This window comes from Micrococcus sp. HG099 (genome assembly GCF_024723355.1).
GTDB lineage: Bacteria > Actinomycetota > Actinomycetes > Actinomycetales > Micrococcaceae > Micrococcus > Micrococcus endophyticus.
Genome location: NZ_JANQCJ010000280.1, coordinates 1 through 693, shown reverse-complemented (window position 1 = coordinate 693; position 693 = coordinate 1). Strand labels below are relative to the sequence as shown.

The following is a 693-nucleotide window of genomic DNA, read 5'->3' as shown; positions in this document are numbered from 1 at the left end:
CGGGGAGGGCGCCTGCGGGCCGGCGGACGTGCGCGCGGCGCTGGTCTTCGAGGACGCGGCCCTGGGGCACCGCTACGGGACCATCACGATCACGAACGCCGGCGCCGAGCCGTGCTCCCTGCGCGGGTACCCCGGCCTCGGCGCCCGGGGCGCGTACGGCCACCGCTTCACCCCCGAGGTCCAGCAGCTGCCCTTCACCGAGGGGTTCCAGCACGGCGACGAGGGGGCCGTCGCCACGGACCTGCGGGTCCCGGCGGGCGGCGCGGCGCAGGTGCGGATCGAGTGGTCGGGGGCCCTCGGCGGGGCCGAGAGCGAGCCCCTGGGCGACCTCGTGCTGCAGCTGCACGCCGACCAGCCGCCCTTGCGCGTCGAGGACGCCGAGCGCGAGGCCGCCGACATCGGGGCGTTCACGAGCCTGCGGGTGGGGCCGTTCTCGCTCAGGTGAGTCCGGCGGCCTGCAGGTCCGCGGCGATGCGCTCGGCCTGCGCGCGATCGTCGGTCACCACCGTCCACCGCCGCCCCGGTCGACCTCGACGCGCAGCCGAGCGCGCAGGAAGCCGGCCTGCAGGAGGACGACCAGGACCGCCAGCGCAGCCAGGGAGGCGATCGCGGTGCCCGGGGTGCGCGGCGGCCTCCGACGCCGGCCGGGCGGCGCCGGCGCGCTGCTCCGTGCGCGCCCGGGCTGCGGAGAGG

2 protein-coding genes are annotated in these 693 nt (G+C 78.6%); one reads left to right on the top strand and one right to left on the bottom strand.

What is annotated here, in order from left to right; genetic code table 11:
* Positions 1–445, top strand: a 445-nt coding sequence (locus tag NWP10_RS12225) for a DUF4232 domain-containing protein (RefSeq protein ID WP_258301083.1), incomplete at its 5' end; no start/stop codon positions are given.
* Between the two features lie 54 nt (positions 446–499).
* On the opposite strand, the gene NWP10_RS12220 is transcribed toward NWP10_RS12225, so the two are convergent.
* Positions 500–693: hypothetical protein (locus NWP10_RS12220; RefSeq protein ID WP_258301082.1), on the bottom strand; the 194-nt coding region annotated here is incomplete at its 5' end.